Here is a 249-nt window from a genome sequence, read left to right as displayed (position 1 = left end):
GAGTGGTGGGGCAAAGACCTTTTGGTTACTTTTGGGGCGTTTGCTGTACGGACCGGACACATGGTTGACGGGTGTGCGGGGACATGGTGGACACTTTCCAGCGAGCTAACTTCGCCGGAAAACCATCATGCCCTGGAACACGAGAGACGCCATGAGCCTGAAAAAAGAGTTCGTTGCCTTAGCCCGGCAACCCGGCAGTAATAAACGAGAACTGTGTCGACGGTTCGGTATCAGCCCCCAAACTGCGTA

The 249-nt window shown here is 55.0% G+C and carries 1 pseudogene; it reads left to right on the top strand.

Annotated elements, in window-relative coordinates:
- Window positions 1-127 precede the first annotated feature (127 nt).
- Window positions 128-249, top strand: a pseudogene (locus tag HX855_RS28180) (MarR family transcriptional regulator); the annotation flags it as partial.

The sequence above is a fragment of the Pseudomonas sp. IPO3778 genome (genome assembly GCF_013386825.1).
GTDB lineage: Bacteria > Pseudomonadota > Gammaproteobacteria > Pseudomonadales > Pseudomonadaceae > Aquipseudomonas.
The sequence above is the reverse complement of the archived record's forward strand: the minus strand, read 5'-3'. Positions and strand labels throughout refer to the sequence as shown.